Below are 19,582 nucleotides of genomic sequence, written 5' to 3'. Positions count from 1 at the left end.
GGCGTACCACGCTTACCTACCGCGTGCGGGTGGAAGGAACCCCTCAGTGAAGGCGCTTTACAAGTCCGGTCCGCACCCCGGTTTCGAACTGGTCGACCGGCCCGAGCCGACGCCGGGTCTCGGCGAAGTCAAGATCCGCGTGATGACCACCGGGATCTGTGGCACCGATCTTCACATCGAGTCCTGGGACCAATGGGCCGCCAGCACCATCAACGCACCCCTGATTCCGGGGCACGAGTTCTACGGTGAAGTGGTTGAACTCGGCAACGGCGTGCGAGACGTCAAGGTGGGCGACCGGGTCTCCGGTGAAGGCCATATCGTCTGCGGAACGTGCCGCAACTGCCGCGCCGGTCGCCGTCAAATGTGTATCAGGACCGCCAGCGTCGGCGTACAGCGCGACGGCGCCTTCGCCGAGTTTGTGGTGATACCTGAACCGAACGTCTGGGTGCACCCCGCAGGCATCACCCCCGAGTTGGGCGCCATCTTCGACCCCTTCGGCAACGCAGTCCACACTGCCCTGAGTTTCCCCCTCGTCGGCGAGGACGTGCTGATAACGGGGGCCGGACCAATCGGACTGATGGCTGCCGCCGTCGCCCGCCACGCTGGCGCTCGCTACATTGCCGTCACCGACGTCTTCCAGCCCCGGCTCGATCTGGCACTCACCGTCGGTGCTGACCTGGCCGTGAACGTCAGCACCACCCGGATCGTTGACGCGCAGCGCAAGCTCGGGATGAGGGAAGGGTTCGACGTCGGCATGGAGATGTCCGGCCACCCCACGGCCCTGCCGGAGATGATCGACAACATGAACCATGGCGGCCGGATCGCCATGCTCGGGCTGCCGTCAGCCGATATCACCATCGACTGGGCCAAGATGGTCACGCACATGCTCACCCTGAAGGGCATCTACGGCCGCGAGATGTTCGAAACCTGGTACGCCATGAGCGCCATGCTGCAGTCCAACCCAATTCTGCAGCAGGCGATCTCGAGCGTGGTTACCGATACCCTGCCCGCGTCGCAGTGGCAGCAGGGCTTTAATACAGCACGCAACGGGGCCAGCGGCAAAGTGGTCCTGGACTGGACCGGATTCTAAGGAGCATCATGTACACGAGCATTCAGGATCAGCTGACCGAGGAGCTGGACGGTATCCGCAGCGCGGGTCTGTTCAAGAATGAGCGGCGGATTTCCTCCCCGCAGTCCAACCATATTGAAGCGGCAACGCTCGACGGCGCCCCCCAGCGGGTACTGAACTTCTGCGCCAATAACTACCTGGGATTGGCCGATCACCCGGACATCATCGCCGCCGCGAAACAGGCGCTCGATGACCGCGGCTTCGGTATGGCCTCCGTCCGGTTCATCTGCGGCACCCAGGATCTCCACCTGGAACTCGAGGCCCGGGTGTCACAATTCCTTGGCACCGAAGACACCATCCTGTTCTCCTCGTGCTTCGACGCCAACGGTGGTGTCTTCGAGTCCCTGTTGACCGCCGAAGACGCGGTGATTTCTGATGCGCTGAACCATGCGTCGATCATCGACGGCATCCGACTGTCCAAGGCCCAGCGGTACCGCTACGCCAACCGTGACATGACCGATCTGGAAGCGAAGCTCAAGGAGGCCGCAGGAGCCCGCCGGACCCTGATCGTCACCGACGGTGTGTTCTCGATGGACGGTTACCTCGCTCCGTTGGAGGCCATCTGCGACCTCGCCGAGCAGTACGGTGCGATGGTCATGGTGGATGATTCACATGCGGTCGGCTTTATGGGCAAAACCGGTGCCGGCACGCCGGAGCACGCCGGAGTCTCCAACCGGGTGGACATCTACACCGGTACCTTCGGGAAGGCACTGGGCGGGGCATCCGGCGGCTACGTCGCAGCGCACGCCGAGATCGTCGCGCTCCTTCGCCAGCGTGCCCGGCCGTACCTGTTCTCGAACTCCCTGGCACCGTCAATCGTCGCCGCCACCCTCACCGCCCTCGACCTGGTCCAGAACAGCGCCGACCTGCGGGCGCAACTCGAGGAAAACTCGGCACTGTTCCGGCGCCGGATGACCGAGGAAGGCTTCGAACTGCTCGACGGCGAGCACGCGATCATCCCGGTGATGTTCGGCGACGCCGCGCTGGCGGCCAAGGCCGCCGACGCCATGCTGGTTCGCGGCGTGTTTGTTACGGCGTTCAGTTTTCCTGTGGTGCCTCGCGGTGCCGCCCGGATCCGGGTGCAGCTGTCCGCCGCCCACAGCGCCGAGGACATCGAGGCGTGTGTGCAGGCGTTCATCGGGGCGCGCGACGACGTCGCGGCCGCCACCTAGCCAGCGAACTGCCCAGCCCCGGCACCAGCCAGCCCGGCCGGCGTCGTGAACCCGGTTCGGTGACACGCCCCCGGCGTCCGTATTGCTCACCGAACTGCTGTCCTCCCGGAATCGACCCGGACCGCCGGGTAGGCTGCAGGCATGGCACTCAACGCTGATGTTCTGATTGTCGGTGGCGGCATCGCCGGGTTGTCCCTGGCCTCGCGGCTCGCCGGGCACTGCACGGTGGTCCTCGTGGAGGCCGAACAGGAGCTCGCCTACCACGCCTCCTCCAGATCGGCCCGGCAACTCATCCCCAGCTACGGACCTCCCGTGGTGCAGCAGCTCACCAATCGCACCCTCGACCTGCTGCGCACCACCGAAAAAGACCACAACCTCCAACTCCTTGCGCCGCGCAGCTTCATGCTGATCGGATCCGAGCAGGACGTCGCTGAACGCTCCAGCGGCGCCATGACCGCGATCAGCCACCAGGAAGCGCTGTCCCTGTGCCGGCAGCTCCGGCCGGAAACGTTCGCCGCCGCGGGCATTGACACCACCTCGGTGGGGCTCGATTCCGCTGCCCTGATCGACCACCACCGGCAGGTAGCGTTCGGCGCCGGTGTCACGGTCCTTACCGGGGCCAAGATCCACTCGGCCCAACAGTTGAAAAACGGGTGGAATGTCGGGGCCGGCGCGCACGCTATTCATTCAGCGGTCCTCGTGAACGCTGCGGGGGCGTGGGCCGATGAGGTTGCGGTGATCTCCGGAGTGGAAATCCAGGGGCTCCGGCCCTACCGCCGGACCGCCGCCGTCGTGCGCATGACCGGCGAGCTGGCACCGGGAACACCGATGGTCGCGGCCGCCGACGACAGCTTCTATTTCCGGCGCGAAGGGGCAGGTGCACTGATTTCGCCCTGCGAATCGGTGCCGAGCGTTCCCGAGGACGCCCAACCGGTCGCCGCCGACCTGACGGCGTTACTGCACCGGTTGAATGAGGCGACCACCCTGGGAATCACCTCAATCGACCGCGCCTGGACCGGGCTGCGAACCTCGACCAAAGCCGGGTTGCCGGTGGTCGGGTTTGATCCCGAAGCCGCCGGGTTTTTCTGGCTGGCTGGCCAGGGCGGCTACGGTTTCCAGACGTCGTCGGGGATTGCTGAACTGGCGGCCGCACTGATCCTGGGCGAGGAGAGCAACGTCCCGCTGCTGGCTGACACGCTGCGCCCGACCCGCTAAACCCGACCCCAAAGGGCCGGCCCAAAAATACAATCGAATAAATTAACACATACGTTTTGAATAACCAAGAGTTTTGGTTGTCGAGTTTCTACTGCGGGTCCATAATCGTTCCATTCTGACGTGCTGGATATCCGCTGAGGAGCTCGGCAATGCCTTCACTACTGGATACACTCACACCCCTGCTCGGTGATGGCACGGAGCTCGGGGATTTCGGGGAAGCCCTCGACGAGTTCACCGTCGACGATCAGCAAACCCCCTCGAACCCCGGCGGTGTGACCGTCACCGGCTCGGTGTCCTTCGCCGCCGGGCTGAAACTCGGCGTCGACGTCGTCAGCAAACGACTGGTCTGGACCCCCGCCGCGACCGCAGGTGGAGAGGACGCCTTCGGTGAAAACTCGTGGATTGACGTCCGCAACACCACCCTCACCTTCGAACTGCAGGTCCCGGGACTGGGCGGGGAGGACTTCACCCTCGACCTGAGCCTGAGCAATATTGTGTTGAAAGCCCCGTTCCTGCGCGGAGCCAAGCATCCCAGCCCGGGGGAGCTGGTCCCGGATCCGCAGAATCCTGACGTCACGTTCACCCTGCCGGACGTCGACTTCCAGATCTTCGGCGACGACGGCGGCACCGACGCCAGGTTCCTGGGTCTCGGCGACACCGGCACCGACGATCCCGCCATTGCCTCCTTCGTCACCATGCAGCCTCCGTTCGCGTTCATCGGGTCCACCGACGTGGTCGGCTTCGGATTCCGCTCCGGCATGCTCGATCTCTCCGGTGACGCCACCCCACCCGACGTCCTCGACCTGCTCAACCTCGGCGCCGAATGGCAGGGCCTTTATCTCCCCGAAATCCGGCTCTTCGTGGCTCCGAACGGCGCCCGCGACCTCTGCGTCGACGCCGGTGCCAAAAACCTCCTCATCGGCTTCGGCGCGACCTCCGGGGTGTCCGGCGACTTCGACCTGACCGTCGCCTACCAGGGCGCAGGAGCCCTCAAACTCGGGGCGCGCTTCTACGATGCGGCCGGGCGCTGCTACTCGCCGGTCGGCACCGGCGGCACCCGCACCGTCACCCTGCCCCCTCTCACCCGGATGGTTGCCGACGTTGAAGGCGGGCTGGCCCCCTACACCTTCACCATCACCGTCGACGGCGTCGCACAGCCGGTCGGCAGGGTCACCGACATCGATCTCTCCACCGACGCGAGCCGAAACATCGTCATCACCGTCAGGGACACCAGCGGCACTCCACAGACCGCCACCCTCACCCTGACGACGTCGGCCCTCGCCGCGGTCCCGGACGGTGGTACCAACGCCCAGCTTCGCACCGTCAGCACCACCACGGGTACCGTCCCGGCCGCCTCGCCGCGCCTGCGCGTCGACTCTGAAACCGTCGCGGGCACGACGACGACGGTTGTCCTCACTCTCGACGTCGACACGGCAACAGCGGCCACCACCGAATGGCGGGTCGACGGCGGTGCGCCAACGACAGGGGCTACGCTGTCCGCCAACGTCGGCCCGGGCCAACGCTTCTCGGTACAGGCCAGGCTTCCCGGGACCACCACCGTGGGGGCTGCCACCGCCTATTACCGCTTTGACACACCGGACCCGGGAGCCGAATCCGCGGCGCCAAGCCGGTCAGCCCCGGCACCCAATGCGGGTGCCGCCACCCCCTGGACGCAGGGCACCGACTCCGACGACACGCTCCGCCCGCTCCTCGCGGCGCTCCCCGCCGGGCACCCCATCTCCATCAGCGGGTACGCCAGTTTCGAGGGCACCGACACACCCACGGTCCGCCAATACAACGAACGGCTTGCCCGGCGCCGCGCCGATGCCCTCCAACTTCGCATCGAACGGCTCTGCCAGGAGCCCGCACTCACCGGCAGGAACCCGGTGATCACCGCTGCCGCCGACATGTCGGGGTGGACGGGGCAGGGGCCAGCCCTCGACGTCCGGCGGACCTTCTGGAAAGCGGAAGCGACCTGGCCGCCAGTGAGCACCGGGGACACGCTGGTCACGGCGGAACTGTGGCGGGAGGAAGCCACCGGCCCCGGCACCGATCTGACCACCCCCGACGCCGACCCCGGCACCCGCACCAACCCGCCGTCCTGGTTCCGGAAACTGGGCACAGTCGTCAGAATCGTCAGGAACACTTTCGTCTCCTGCGAAGTGTTCGGGGAGTTCGATATCCAGACCGCCGCCGAGAACCGGCTAGCCGGGCAGATGACCCCGGGGAGCGAGCTCAGCGCGGCCCGGGCCATCGGCCGAAACCCCGCCGACGGCATCATCAGAATCCGGTTCCTGATCGAAATCGACGAGGCTGTTGGCTCCGTGAGGATGACCGCCCAGTATGGGGCCCACCCCCAGGACACCGACGGACTCTACCTGTGGGGGATCCGGCCGGGAGAGGCGCTGCAGGCACCGGAGTTCGGGCTGGACTTCTTCGGCGCCACAGTGGTCCTGATGCCGCTGCTCTCCGAGACGGCAGGGGCGGTCGCCAACGAGGGGGCCATCGTCCAGATGGGGGTCACCGCCGCGATGCTCGCCATCCCGGCGGGCATTGCTTCCTCGGAGATTGTTAAGACCGAAAGGGTGGTGTGGCACGGCGGCGAGATCCTGCTCAACGCTGTCCCCGGCGCCAATGAACTGGTGGTGCTCTTCGACGTCGAGGCGGCCATCTCGATGGACATCGCTGGTCTCGTCGAGATCACCCGTGAGGCCCCGCTCTCGGTACGCTACAAGGCGGTGGGCATCAGGCTCGGGGACGGCGCTGCCGGTCAGCCGTTCCAGTTCCGGCCGGTGTTTGACGCAGCGAAGGGCTATTCCATCGAGGTGGCAGGTCCCGGCGGGCTGAAGATTGCCGAACCGCTCGGCGAGCTCCTGCAGGTACTCGGCGCACGGGTGGCACGCAACAATCCCCTCATCTTCGAGATTGACCTGGATTTCGCCGTCGACCTTGGCGTCGTCAGCATCGACCGGGCCCGGCTGCGGGTTGCCTTCGAACCGTTCAGTTTCGCGATCACCGCTTTCGGCGCCTCCATCGACATTCCGGGTGCCATCGCTGGCAAAGGCTACCTGGAAATGAACGACAGCGAGATAAAGGGGCAGCTGGACCTGACCATCGTTCCCGTGTCGGTGCGGATCGCCGCAGGGGTGGGGGTGGCGAACATCAGCGAGGAGGACGGCGGACCGGCCACCGGCGTGATCGTCGCACTTGAGGTCGAGTTCCCGGTCGCCATCCCGCTGGGGCAGAGCGGCCTGGGGATCTACGGTTTCATGGGATTGTTCGCCATGAACTACGCACGCGACCTGACCGACATCGACACCTCCGACATGGCACCCGCACTGGCCTGGCTCCGGGCCACCGGCGGAAACCCCCTGAACCTGGAGTTCTGGAAGCCCGAGGTCAACACCTGGGCCTTTGGTGTTGGCGCAATCCTCGGCACCATGGGCAGCAGCGTCATCTTCAATCTCAAGGGCCTGATCATGCTGGAGTTGCCCGGCCCGCGGCTACTGCTGATCATGAAGGCGAAGCTGCTGGCCGTGATGCCGAACCTGGGCGGCAACGCCGAAGGCACCTTCCTGGCCGTCATCGACCTCGACATGGGGCGCGGGACTCTCACCATCGGCATTTCCATTGACTTCGACATCTCACCGCTGCTGGAACTCCATATCCCGGTCGAAGCTTTCTTCAACTTCACCGATGTGGCGGACTGGCACCTGTACCTCGGCCGGCAGCGCAGCCCCATCCACGCCAACATCCTTGAGGTGTTCGACGGCACGGGCTACCTGATGCTCTCCGGCAACGGGCTTGCCCTGGACAACCTGCCCGAAGTCTACGGATTCTCCATCGGTACCGGCCTCCACGTCTCGTTTGAATGGGGGGACCGCAGTAGCGGCCTCTACGCCGAACTCGCTGCCGGCTTTGATGCGGTGGTGGGGTTCGACCCGTTCTGCCTCGCCGGGATCCTGTATGTCCGGGGCAGCCTTCACCTCTTCATCATTGAGGTGAGCGCCTGGGCCAAGCTGGACGTCTTCGTGGGGGAGAAGATGATCGGCGGCAACCCGGCCAAGGTGTCACGCATCAGCGGCGAGATCTGCGGACGGGTGAAGTTCCTGTTCTTCTCCGTGCAGGGCTGCGTCACTTTTGAACTTGGCGAGACGGCGATCCAGACCCCGCCCCCGCCGCCGCTGGTCGAAATCCTCAAGTTGGTGGGCAGGTCACCGGCGCTAGTCCAGGGCTCAGGCGTCGACAAACCGATCGACAGCGGCCTGGCCGACGCCGCCGAATCCCTGGTCGCGGTGGACCCCGAGAATGGTGTTCCCCTGGACGCCATTCCGGTACTCATGATGAACCTGCCCCCGGTCGCCGATCCGGCAGTTCGGTTCAAGGGCGAGGTGCTGGCCGGCAGCACCGGAGTCGCTCCCGGGGGATGGGTCAAGAAAGGATCCGCGTCCTATAAATTCACCCTGACCTCAGTGGAGCTCGACCCGGTGGGCCCCGACGGCGGTGTGCTGCCGGGGGGATTCACCGACGGATCGACACCGGCTACCTGGTGGGAGCAAAAAAGTGGCGACACGGCCCTGTCGGCCCAACTGGCGCTCCTGAGCTGGCTCCCGGAGGGAACCCCCAAGGCAGTCGAAACCGGGTACTCGCTCGAGGAGACGGTCACCGACAGCTGGGGAACCATCTGTGATCCCATTGCCCCGCCGACGTCGGTCCTGTTCACTTTCCTCGGCGAACCCCTGGGGCCATCCGAGGCCGGCTGGCACCTTACCGGGCTGCCCTGGCCGGACCCGCCGGGAAGCCACCGGTCGATACCGCCGGACAACCACCTGACCGTGACCGAGCGCTGGCGCTCGGGCGACTTCTCGGTCGACAGTCTCCTCGCCGTCGTCCCCGCCCAGGTGGAGGGGCTCGCCGCTACCTGCCCGGAGGTCAGGGAAGCCAACCGGGCGGACACCCGTCGTCCCGAACTGGACGGATCAGTCGAGGCCAACAACCCGGTCCTCGCGGCCCTCGGAGGCAAGGAGCCAGAGGAAACGGTGTTGCCTCGCGTCGCCTGGGGCGATGTGGTCACCAACCCGGACCCCGACCTCACCGTCCACCGGGCGCAACTGCTGGATGGTGTTCCGATCAAGCAGGGCCGCGCCAAATGTTCCAGCCGAGCGCTCGCTGCACCCGTCTACGACGCCCGTGACCCCATGCACCACGGTGACGAAGAGCGGAAACAAGACATCCACGAGGGCTGGAAAGCCGCGGGATTCCAGCCGGGGCCACTCGATAATGCGGTGGTGCTGCGCACCGGCCCCTTCACCGCGGTGGTGTTGTATCTGCTGGTGCGCAGAGAGTTGCTGGAGGGCGGACTCGTGGTCTGTGCCTTTGACGCCGAGGAAAATGAACTTTCCAGGGACGTTGTCACCCCCGCCGTCACCACTCTCCCCGCCCGCTGGACCGACGCTGCCGGACCCTGGGGTGCGGACACGTTCCTGCTCAGCCAGCAAGCCACGGCCATGACCCGGCTGGGGTACTTCCCGGTCGTCGTTGAGGTCAAGGGCGGCGAGAAGGCTGACCACCTTCAGATTGGGATGCCACCCGAGGATTCAATCAACGAGCGCCTCGACGCCCGCGGCTACTATCTGGCCGGCACCGAACTGACCCGGACCGCCGAGTTCCTGCGCTTCGACTGGGACCAGACCGAACGCGACTCCCGCCAGGCCGCGGTCGCCAATGTCCTCGGCGGCGACACGGACGACCACGCGCTGCTCCACCCCGACACCGTCTACCGCGCAACAGTCGGGTACTCCGTGCAGGCTCGACCCGTCCTTCCCGACGGGACCGATGGAACGGCCGTCGACGTCGCCAGTTCCCCGCAGCAGTTCTTCTTCAGAACCGACAATCTGCCACCCCGGCGACTCGACCCCTGGATCCTCGGCAGCACCCCGCAGGAGGGTGAGCAGCACTTTCCCACCGGGGAACCCATCAAGATCATTTTCGGCACCACCAACGTGGTCAGGATGTTCGCGGCCTACGGCAAACGGCTTCAGGTGCGGTTGCGGTCCTCAGCCTTCCGCCCCATCCAGGCGAAACCCGGCTTCGTCCACCCGTTGGTGTTGCGGCCCTGGACCGCAGCCGGAGGCAACAACCCGGAGCTCGTCGCGGCGGCGGTCCTATCACCCTGGGAGCAGGCGCTGGCTGGGGTACTGACCGGCAGTTGCATCCCCGTGGATGAGGAACGCGTCAGGCACTCGGTGGAAACCGTGGGAGTGGAACTTGAGAGCTACACCGACTACATCATGGATGTGGAAACCGCCGATTTGACGGCGCCCGACGGCGCGCAGGGTGAGGTGATCTGGCGCCGCTCCTTCAGCACCGGCGCCTACGCCTCGGTCGAAGAGTTCAGTGGGTCGTTCGCCGACGCCAAGATTGTGCACCGGTACGCTGCGCCGGCGGCGCTGCAGACCGTTGCCGCATCCTTCGCGGCGCGCCCTCCGGAAGGCGCCGAACTTGACCAGGCGCTCACTGCGGCGGGGCTGGAGCCGATGGGCGTGCCTAAATCCGGTCAGATTGTGGTGTTCTGGGAAACTGCGGCGCCGGGCTCGGTCCCCCAACCGGCAGCTGTCCTCATCGATGCGTCAGAGCCAATGTGGCGTAGTCGTGGGGTGGCAGTCGAAGAGGTGGATTCGGCGGTAGCCGGCAACCGCCGCTACAAGATGGTGCAGCGCAGGTGGCTGGAGCTCGCTGAGAGGCCCAGCGCTGGCGCAGTCGTGGACCGGATGGTGATGGGGCCGGGCGGCCAGCGTGCCCTGGTCTCCCTCAAACCAGGGTCCCGCAGCAAGCGCCTGACCCTGGTCCTGGCCCGTCTCGCGCAACCCGAGACGTATCTCGACGGCCCGGCGGCCGCAGATAGTGCGTTTACCGTCGCCGACCTCCAACTCACCTCCGCGCCGTGGGAAGAGACTGACTGATCATGAGCTACGTATTCAATTCCCGCCGGTTCCAGGCCGAGGGCGTCGCCATCAATTGGGCGGTTCACGCCCGCACCCTTGGCGGATTGAAAGAGTATTCACGCACCCTCAAGGTCAGGCCGGCGAACGTGCAGCTACGGTGGCTGACCAACCAGGAGATCGGCATACCCAGCCGGCCGTTCAGCGTCTGGCGCCGGCCGGCCATGCGCGCCGAACGCACCGACTTCACCTTCCGTGCGGTCGTCATCCCCTCGTTGGGCGGGCGTACCCTGGTGACCTGGCACGGGACCCGGCTGGTGACCGCCCACCTGTTCCTCAGCGGCGCTGCCGGCTACATCTACGCTTTTGCCGGCTGGCCCACCACCTCAGGCGCCGTGGCTGTCAGGCGTTTCGAGCCGGGGGCCGGAGCCGTCCAGATTGGTGCCGGGGCGATGGACGGCCTCCTGGTGGACCCCGGCATTGTGATCGAGTCGATTCTGGGCACCGAGCTGGCCCAGTATGACGAGGGAATGGGGTGGGAGGAACTGGAGCATGTGGGTCTGCCCGTTGACAGTGCACGGTGGGCGGGGACCGCCTACGGCAGCCACCCGCAGGGCATGCTGGTGGACGCCTCTGGCCCTGCACCGGCACTCACCGACCCCGTCACGGCTGCCGGACAGCGGCTGGAACGCGGCGCGCCGTCGTCGGGCTGGGACCCGCACCTCACGGCAGGAATCACCGCGCCCGGCTGGCAGGAACCGGATTTTACGGCGGTCATCGATGACGCCAACGCCTCGCTGGTGCACCACCTGGCGGTCATCTCGAACTCCCACCCGCCGCAGGAGCACGCTGGGCGGACCATTGCCATCACCATGCCGCCACCGGCCAACTCCAGTGGCGGCTCGGCGCCCGGCAGTCCCACCACCTCGCTGGTCTCACCGTGGGGCATGACGCTGCTGGCGGCCGGAGCGGATCCCTATGCCGCGCTCACCCTCGGCATGGGCACAGCGTACGGGCCCGATGAGCTGCCCAAGGACGATCACGGCGAGCGCAGCGGCTACGACTACCTGGTCACAGCCACCTACGAGAAAGGTCTTGACGGGCAATCGGCAGAACGCACCTACGCGGCGGTGGTCCCGTCGCCGCAGCCCGGGATTGCACCGCTGGCGCCGGCCGGGGTTTTGGTGCGGACCATGGGCTATCTGCGCCCGATGGACAGGGACGCGCCGTGGCGGACGTCCCTCCGCACCGGGTGGGAGCGGCCGCTGGCAACCCCGTTGGCTCGTCCACGCAGCTTCGCTTTCGCCCGGGTGTCCCGCCCGGGGGACCTCGCGGCGTCGTCCTTGCTGCCCCCTCGGGTGGGCGGCGGCTGGCTGCCCGGCATCATCAATGACGCCCCGGTGGAGGGGGACCCGGCCCCGCACAGGATTTCGGCGGTCGACCGCGAAATTCCCATCCCGACCGATCCGGGAAGTATCTCTCCGAGCTACTCTGTCGCACATCAGGACCTCTACGGGCTGTGGAGCAAATGGCGCACCGCCGGAGTCACCGTTGATCAACCGGCCGTCGACGGCGTCAGGATTGTCAGTGCCGCCCTGACCGCGGTGGGCAGCCCGACGGCGGGGAGCCTCGTTGCCGCGCAACTGGAGGTCGAGTTCCTGTGGGACTGGTCCGCCAGGGGGCCGCTGGCCATCCGGTTTGCTGGCAGACTCTTCGCCGCACCGCTTCACGGTTCGCAACCCCCCGATACCTCGGTGCCAGGTGGGCTGCAGCGCAGCCTCGGTGGGGGAGGCGCGTTTGCCGACGTCGTCTTCGTTGGCGATGAAGGCTCCGGCGGGGGGATGACCCTGACGGGCCTGAATCTTGCGGGCGACGCGGTGGTGGAGATGGGCCCCGCGGGGCAGGGGGAGCGGGAACGGCGATACCGTCTGCGGATTCCCGGTTTCAGCCTGGACTTTGATGCATCGGGCCATATCGGGTTGGCGCTGTGGGCTATCGGGAGGGAACGGGTCCTGCCTCAACGGTGGGGCGCCTGGCCAGCGGATCCCAGCGTCGTGACGACCTCGGATCCACGCCCACCAGCAGTTGTCATGAACACCCTGCCAACGGTGGCCCTGGGTAGCCTCCCCGACGCAAACGGGGAATCTCATGCACGCCTGTCCTGGTCGTCCGCTGGGTCGGTGGCCGGCTACGCCATCTACGAATCCACCGAGACCAAGTTACTGCAGAACGCCGGGTTGCCACCGGCTGATCTGGAGGCCCCGCTGTCCCAACGGCTCGAGGCGATGAAGGACGTCTTCAACAACGATCCCTCCAGACGCGCCTTCACCCGCCGCAACGCCACCCTGGTCTCCGGGACATCCGCCGATGTAACGCTGCCCCGCGGTACCACCGACATTCACGCCTTTGTGATCATCGGAGTCAGCGCCGGCCAGGTCGAGGCGCCCTGGCCGTCCGGGCCTGACGCGGCTGACCAATGGTTTGCCTACGCGGTTCCGCGCCGGTCCCAGCCTGCCCCGCCGACCCTTGAGCTCCATGCGGTGGAGGATGCGGGTGTTTATAAGGCCCGGGTGCTGGTCGGTGCGCGCGACGGCGCAGCGGTGACCCGGGTGGAACTGCACCGGGTCCGGGTGGACGAGGCTGTCGCATCACTGGGCACCATGGGACCGCCCGTGGCAGCCGTGTCCGCAAGCACACCCGGGTGGACCATCGGTGCGGGCCCGGCGCCCGGCGGGATCCGGACCCTGGACGGGTTCGACGTCCCTGACGGTTCCTGGAAACGGCTCTGGTACCGGGCCACCGTCTGGAGCAGCGACGACCCCTCCCGCGGCATCCTCGGCGACCGCTCGGATGCGAGTTCAGCCGCCTGGGTGGTGGTACCCCCAGCAGGGCCCCCCGACCTCTCTGCGCTGACCGTCGCACCCGGTGCGGGCGGTCCCGGGGAGGTGCTGGTCAGGTGGACCAGCCGGGCCCCGGCCGTGCGCAGCCCGCTGGGCACCCACCGGATTTCCGTCGCCGCAACCGTCCCCCTCGGGGCCGCGTTAATCGACTCCTCCGAACAACTCGGGTTGGTGACCGAGGTGGAACCCACCACCGGATCGGGATTCTGGCGAATTGAAGCCCTCGCCGGAGCGCCGACCGGCTATCGGGCACTCCTCCGCCGGGCCGACCCCGGGGACATCATCGAGGTGAGGGTGATCATCACCGATCCGCTGGGCCGGACCAGCACCGAAACCGTGACAGTCCCACCCGGATCGCTGCTGCCGGCGCCGGAAATCAACGGACTCGCCCTCGCTCGTCGGCAGCCCCTGACCGGGGTGCTCGCTGAGTGGCAGAGCAGTACGCCTCCTGCGGCCACTCCTGCTGGCTCGTTCCGGTTGCGGGTGACCCTGCGGCCCCGTGCCAGTGGGCCTTTCCCGGGGCGGCCTTTCCCGGGGCGGCCACCCAGGCCGGTGGTCATTGAAGGCAATCTTGAGGAGGTGCCGGTGGCGACCCCCGAGGCGGCCTCCACCCGGACCCAGGTGGGGCGGTATCCCTCACGGGCGGGGGAGTACTGGGTGTACAGCCCGGCGGCACCGGATCGGATCACCGTCCGGCTGACCGGCCCCGATGGCCGGAGTGCGGAGCAAAGCATCCAGCTCCGGTTACGGCCACCGTTTCGCCTTTAGGAAGAGGTAAACGCCGGGGCCCCACAGGTCTAGAATTAGCGCTATGAAGGTCGATAAGACGCCGCTGCCCGGCATTGGCATGCGCAAAGACATTGTGACGTCCTCGGGGCGCCGCATCGGAACTGTCACCCAGCGTGATGGTGAAACCGCCCTGATCATTTCCAGGCAGGACGACCCGGACGCCTGCCTGGTATCCATTCCACTGACGGCCGACGAAGCCGCAACCCTGGGTAACCTGCTCGGCGCCCACCAACTGGTGGCCCAGCTGACCGAAGAGCACCGGGATCTTCCCGGTGTGAACACCCGCCAGTTCCTGATTATCAGCGGGTCGCCGTTCGACGGCTACCGGCTCGGCGAAACCAGGATGCGAACCCGCACCGGCGCCTCAGTGGTGGCTGCCCTGCGCGAGGGCAGGGTCGAGCCATCGCCAGCACCCGATTTCACCCTGCACGCCGGAGACCTCCTCGTTGCCGTCGGGACCGCCGAAGGTCTGGACGCTGCCGCCGATATCCTCAGCGGCGGCTGAGGCTGGTTTGGAGGCCAGCAGCGCACTGACACTAATCGAACTGGGGGCGGTGTTCTTCTGCCTCGGTGTCCTTGGACGGCTTGCCGGTCGAATTGGTCTCTCTCCCATACCGCTCTACCTCCTGGGCGGGCTGTTTTTCGGCAACGGTGGATTGATCGAGTTGGAGGGGCTCAACGAATTCAGTGAGATCGCCAGTGAAATTGGTGTGATCCTGCTGCTGCTCATGCTGGGCCTCGAATACACGGCCAAAGAACTGGTGACCGGGCTTCGGCAGTCCTGGCTCTCCGGCGTCCTGGATATCGTCCTGAATTTCACGCCCGGAGCCGTGGTCGCCCTGCTGCTGGGCTGGGGCCCGGTGGGGGCGATGGTGATGGGTGGCGTGACCTACATTTCGTCGTCCGGCATTGTGGCGAAGGTGCTCACCGACCTGGGCCGGCTGGGTAACCGGGAAACCCCGGTGATCCTGTCACTGCTCGTGTTCGAAGACCTGGCGATGGCCGTGTACCTGCCCATTCTGACCACCGTCCTGGCCGGCGCGAGTTTCGCCGGTGGCATGCAGTCGGTGGGAATCTCCCTCGTCGTCGTAACCGTGGTGCTCATCATTGCCCTGCGGTTCGGGAACGTGGTCTCAGCGGTGGTGGACAGCAAGGATCGTGAGGTTTTCCTCCTGACCGTGCTCGGTGCGGCTCTTCTGGTGGCTGGCGTTGCCGCGGCAATGCAGGTGTCCGCCGCAGTCGGCGCGTTCCTGCTCGGCATCGCGATTTCGGGAGCGACAGCCACCAACGCCACCCGTCTGCTCGAACCCCTGCGGGACCTTTTTGCAGCAATCTTTTTCGTCGTGTTCGGTCTGAACACCGACCCTGCGACGATTCCCCCGGTGCTCGGCGTCGCGGTCCTCCTGGCCTTCATCACCGCCCTGACGAAGATCGGGACGGGGTGGTGGGCCGCACGGCGGCAGGGGGTAGGTCGGCTGGGCCGTGCGCGGGCCGGCGTGGCGCTGATTGCCCGCGGTGAGTTTTCGATTGTGATCGCCGGGCTGGCTGTCGCGTCGGGCGCCGTGACCGGGGAACTGGCTGCCCTGGCCACCGCATATGTGCTGCTGACCGCGATTATCGGTCCGGTTGCGGCCCGCCTGGTCGAGCCGGCGATGGGCTTGCTGCAGCGCAAACCCCGTCCCGAGCCGCTTCCCGCGGGTTAGCGACCCCGACACGAGCCCTTCGTGCACTCCGGCACGGATACGGCTCAGTCGAGGATCTTGCCGACCGGTTCCCGCTTTTCAGCCTGGAACCGGTCCTCGGTCCGTCCCAGCGCCCAATAGCCCGACAGTGATACCTGGCTGCGGTTCAGGCCGTGCTCCACGAAGAAGACATCGCGGAGCTGCTTCATGGCCTCCCGCTCCCCATGTGCAAAAACCTGCACCCGGCCGGTGCGCCACCGTGCCTGCCGCACAGCCGCTGCCAGCAGGGCGCCCGCGGTGGTCCCGCGGCGGTACAACCAGACGAGGTCAACACCCGGAGGAGCGGTGAGGTCCTGGTGGTCGGCGTCGTCTTCCACCTCGATGAAGGCCAGCCCGACGGCGTCGGGCGGGAGTGTTTCCAGCGCCGCGGCCACAGCGGGCATGGCAGTTTCATCGGCGGCGAAGAGGTGCCAGTCGGCGGTGGTATCGGGAGCGTACCCGCCGCCGGGACCGGTCACCACCAGGGTGTCTCCCGGCTGGGCCGCGGCCGCCCACGGTCCGGCAAGCCCCTCGTCGCCATGCACCACGAAGTCGATGGCCAGACGCTGCGCGGCGTAGTCCACCCAGCGCAGAGTGTAGGTCCGGGTGGCGGGAAGGTCGGCGGGGTCGAGTGTCTCCCGGAGTGCCTGATGATCGTACGGGGGCACCAGACCGAGTTCGGGCCTGGCGAAATGGATCTTCACGTACCTGTCGGTGAACTCATTGCGCCCGAACGCGGTGAACCCCTCGCCCCCCGCCACCACCCGCACCATGGCTGGGGTCAACCACTCGGTGCTCTGGACAGTCAGAACAGTCTGCGGCTTGGGTTTGCGCACCGGGGCAACGCTCATGGGGTCGAACTCCTTTAGCTCGTAGGGAACCGGGTTCCGGGCCCCGAAAACAGGTAGTTTGACCCTACCCCGACTCGTAAAAACGCCCGACCAGCTATGTACTAATTAACTGCATCCAAGGGGTGCATGATGGTTGACCTACGTGCAGAGGCACTTTAACGTTGGGGCGTGAGCGACGCCGACATCAACTTTTATTTCGACCCCGTCTGCCCCTTCGCCTGGATGACCAGTAAATGGGTCCGCCAGGTGATGGGTCAGCGGGACTTCGCGGTTGAGTGGCGATTCATTTCGCTACGGTTGATCAACTCGCACCTCGACTATGCCTCGCACTTCCCGCCGGAATACGAGGCCGGGCACACAGCAGGGCTCCGGCTGCTCAGGGTGGCGGCACGTGCTCGCGTTGAGCAGGGGCCAGAGGCGGTGGGAGCCTTCTACGCCGCCTGCGGCAAGCACATTTTCGAGTCGGACCCGGTTCCCGACGACGGCGATCCGGCCGTGGACCGTCGTGGCACCCGTGCGTTCGCTGAACAGATCCTGGCCAGTGCCGGGCTGCCTGCCGACCTGGCTGCTGCGCTCGACGACGCAGGGTTCGACAGCCTGATCCAGTCCGAAGGTGATGAAGCGCTGGCCCTCACCGGCAAGGATGTGGGCACCCCGATCATCCACTTCAAGCCGCCCACGGGGGTGGCGTTTTTCGGCCCGGTCATCAGCCGTCTGCCCAGCGATGACGAGGCAGTCCAGCTGTGGGACCACGTCGTCGGGTTGGCTGGCTTCGCCGGGTTCGCAGAGCTGAAGCGCAGCCTCAGAGAGCGTCCACAACTCCCCGCACTGGGCGTTCCAGCTGGGGACACCGGTGTTCAGGAGGACTGGCACGGCGGTAGCCGCCGGACCAAAAAGTAGGTGGCCTAGGCCAGCGCGTCGCCCAGCGTATCCTGCACCGCGGTGAGCAAAGATCCGTTGTCCACCAGGACACGAACCGCCTCAATCTCCGGCGCCAGGTACCGGTCGGTGCCAGGTCCTTCGACCACCTGACGGACGGCCGCGCGCACCGCGTGCGGCCCGACTGCACTGCGCGAGGTGGCCAGACCGCCGTCGCGCATGTCCAGGGCACGCGCCGAGGTGAGGATCTCGATGGCCAGCACCCGCGTCAGCCCGTCCAGTGCGCGGCGGAGTTTGAGACCGGCTGACCAGCCCATCGACACGTGGTCTTCCTGCATCGCCGAGGAGGGGATGGAATCCACTGAGGCGGGGTTTGCGAGCCGCTTCAGTTCGGACACAATCCCGGCCTGCGTGTACTGGGCAATCATGTGGCCCGAGTCGACACCCGGATCATGCGCAAGGAACGGGTTCAGACCGTGGTTGCGGGCCTTGTCCAGGAAACGGTCGGTGCGGCGTTCGCTCATGGAAGCCACATCGGCGACGGCGATCGCCAGGAAATCGAGTGCGTACCCTACGGGGGCGCCATGGAAATTGCCGTTGGACTCCACCCGACCGTCAACGGTCACCACCGGGTTGTCGATGGCCGATCCCAGTTCGATGGCAGCCACCGATTCGACGTAGGCAAGCGTTGACCGCGCGGCGCCATGGACCTGCGGGGCGCAGCGCAGCGAATAGGCGTCCTGCACCCGGGTGCTGCGGTGTTCGCTGAGTTCACTGGCCGAATGCTGCTGGATCAGCGGCGACCCCGCCAGGAGCCGTCGGATGTTCGCGGCCGAGGATATCTGGCCCGGGTGGGGGCGGAGCGCGTGGATATCGGCGGCAAACACGCTGTCCGTTCCGAGGAGTCCCTCAACGCTCATGGCCGCGGCGAGATCGGCGGTTTTCAGGAGCCGGTGGAGGTCCGCCGAGGCCATGATCAGCATGCCGAGCATCCCGTCAGTGCCGTTGATCAGGGCGAGCCCTTCCTTTTCGCGTAGCTCCACCGGGGTGATCCCCGCGGCGGCCAACGCCTGCGCGGCGGGCAGCAGGACGCCGTCGTTGTCCCGCACGTCCCCCTCACCCATCAGGGCGAGCGCTATGTGCGAGAGCGGGGCCAGATCGCCGGAACAGCCCAGCGACCCGTACTCGCCAACCACCGGAGTGATTCCCGCGTTGAGGAGTGCGGCGTAAGTCCGGGCCACCAGCGGGCGGACCCCGGTGCGTCCGGTAGCCATCGTCGACAGCCGCCCGAGCATCAGGCCGCGCACCACCTCGCGGTCCACCTCGGCGCCGGAGGACGCGGCATGGCTGCGGATCAGGCTTCGCTGCAACTGGGTGCGCTGCGCCACCGGGATATGCGTGGTGGCCAGGGCGCCGAAACCGGTGGACACGCCGTAATGAGGAATGGGGTCGTTGACCAGCTCCTCGATCACCTGCCGGGACGCTTTCATCGCGAGGATGGACTCCTCAAGGATGCTGACCTTGGCGCCATGCCGCGCCACCGCGACGACGTCGTCCGGCCGAAGGGCGCCGACGCCCACGTTGACGGTCTGGGTACTGCCCACCTGGGACCCGCTTTCACAAGAAGTCTTGCCAATGAATGAAAAGAGCGTTTCAATAAGTGAAATGCATTATGACCAGCAATGCAAGACCCAGCGTCAAAAGGAGGCACCAGATGGCCGACGCATCGACCCGCACCGTTGAACGCGCGTTACTCCTCCTCGGCACCGTGTGTGACCGGGGTGTGGTCAGCCTGGCCGACGCGGCCCGGGACGCCACGCTCTCAGCCTCCACAGCATTGCGACTGCTTCGCACCCTCGAGTCCACCGGCTTCGTCCGGAAGGACGACGACGGGTACCGGCCGGGGATGCGCATCGTCCAGCTCGGCGCCCAGGCGCTCAGCCACGAGTCCCTGGTCTCGCTGGCGGGGGCAGCCCTGGACCGGC

General features: G+C 66.7%; 11 protein-coding genes. 9 read left to right on the top strand and 2 right to left on the bottom strand.

Annotation, left to right across the window (positions count from 1 at the left end; all coding sequences use genetic code 11):
• The first annotated feature begins 46 nt into the window (after positions 1 to 46).
• The 7 genes from tdh (at position 47) to B384_RS0113140 (ending at position 15,849) form a co-directional block, all read left to right on the top strand.
• Positions 47 to 1,090, top strand: coding sequence for an L-threonine 3-dehydrogenase (gene tdh, locus B384_RS0113170; protein WP_019483568.1), 1,044 nt, complete (start codon positions 47 to 49; stop codon positions 1,088 to 1,090).
• Between the two features lie 8 nt (positions 1,091 to 1,098).
• Positions 1,099 to 2,301, top strand: a complete 1,203-nt coding sequence (locus B384_RS0113165; protein ID WP_019483567.1) for a glycine C-acetyltransferase — start codon at positions 1,099 to 1,101, stop codon at positions 2,299 to 2,301.
• 141 nt (positions 2,302 to 2,442) lie between these two features.
• Positions 2,443 to 3,516: an NAD(P)/FAD-dependent oxidoreductase gene (locus B384_RS0113160; RefSeq protein WP_019483566.1), complete on the top strand. Its 1,074-nt coding sequence runs from the start codon at positions 2,443 to 2,445 to the stop codon at positions 3,514 to 3,516.
• 149 nt (positions 3,517 to 3,665) lie between these two features.
• The gene (locus B384_RS0113155; RefSeq protein WP_020424620.1) at positions 3,666 to 10,478 is read left to right on the top strand and encodes a DUF6603 domain-containing protein; all 6,813 of its coding nucleotides are present in this window, start codon (positions 3,666 to 3,668) and stop codon (positions 10,476 to 10,478) included.
• 2 nt (positions 10,479 to 10,480) lie between these two features.
• Positions 10,481 to 14,125, top strand: a complete 3,645-nt coding sequence (locus B384_RS0113150) for a hypothetical protein (protein WP_019483565.1) — start codon at positions 10,481 to 10,483, stop codon at positions 14,123 to 14,125.
• Between the two features lie 43 nt (positions 14,126 to 14,168).
• Positions 14,169 to 14,651, top strand: coding sequence for a cation:proton antiporter regulatory subunit (locus B384_RS0113145; RefSeq protein WP_019483564.1), 483 nt, complete (start codon positions 14,169 to 14,171; stop codon positions 14,649 to 14,651).
• A 7-nt stretch (positions 14,652 to 14,658) separates the two neighbouring features.
• Positions 14,659 to 15,849, top strand: coding sequence for a cation:proton antiporter (locus tag B384_RS0113140; RefSeq protein ID WP_019483563.1), 1,191 nt, complete (start codon positions 14,659 to 14,661; stop codon positions 15,847 to 15,849).
• Between the two features lie 44 nt (positions 15,850 to 15,893).
• On the opposite strand, the gene B384_RS0113135 is transcribed toward B384_RS0113140, so the two are convergent.
• A complete protein-coding gene (locus B384_RS0113135; protein WP_019483562.1) occupies positions 15,894 to 16,718 on the bottom strand; it encodes a siderophore-interacting protein in 825 nt (274 codons plus the stop codon).
• Positions 16,719 to 16,886: 168 nt separating this feature from the next.
• Here B384_RS0113135 and B384_RS0113130 point away from each other — a divergent pair, with 168 nt between their 5' ends.
• Positions 16,887 to 17,618 (top strand): DsbA family protein, encoded by a 732-nt coding sequence (locus B384_RS0113130; protein ID WP_019483561.1) that lies wholly within the window; start codon positions 16,887 to 16,889, stop codon positions 17,616 to 17,618.
• A 5-nt stretch (positions 17,619 to 17,623) separates the two neighbouring features.
• Here the strand turns inward: B384_RS0113130 and hutH are convergent, their stop codons facing one another.
• Complete coding sequence (hutH, locus tag B384_RS0113125; RefSeq protein ID WP_019483560.1) at positions 17,624 to 19,201, bottom strand: histidine ammonia-lyase; 1,578 nt, start codon at positions 19,199 to 19,201, stop codon at positions 17,624 to 17,626.
• A gap of 110 nt (positions 19,202 to 19,311) precedes the next feature.
• On the opposite strand from hutH, the gene B384_RS0113120 reads away from it, so the two are divergent.
• Positions 19,312 to 19,582 (top strand): helix-turn-helix domain-containing protein (locus tag B384_RS0113120; protein WP_019483559.1); only part of this gene is annotated, 271 nt, incomplete at its 3' end.

Source organism: Arthrobacter sp. TB 23, from assembly GCF_000294595.1.
In the GTDB taxonomy this organism is placed as follows: domain Bacteria; phylum Actinomycetota; class Actinomycetes; order Actinomycetales; family Micrococcaceae; genus Arthrobacter_D.
Note: the sequence above shows the minus strand (reverse complement) of the source record. Positions and strands in the feature narration are given on the sequence as shown.